General features: G+C 40.9%; 1 pseudogene. It reads left to right on the top strand.

Annotated elements, in window-relative coordinates:
- A pseudogene (locus tag GXK58_RS26935) lies at positions 1-203 on the top strand (phospho-sugar mutase); the annotation flags it as partial.

Below are 203 nucleotides of genomic sequence, written 5' to 3' on the forward strand. Positions count from 1 at the left end.
AATCTTATGGGTACTTAATTGGGGACTTTGCACGTGATAAGGATGCGGTTCAAGCCGCCTTACTAGCAACGGAGGTCTGTGCTTTTTATAAAAAACAGGGATTAACTCTATATGAAGGAATGCTGGGCGTATTCGAAAAATACGGATACTATCAAGAAGGGCTTCGTTCATTGACATTAAAAGGAAAAGAAGGGGCAGAAATG

The organism is Bacillus sp. USDA818B3_A (assembly GCF_009928415.1).
Lineage (GTDB): Bacteria > Bacillota > Bacilli > Bacillales > Cytobacillaceae > Neobacillus.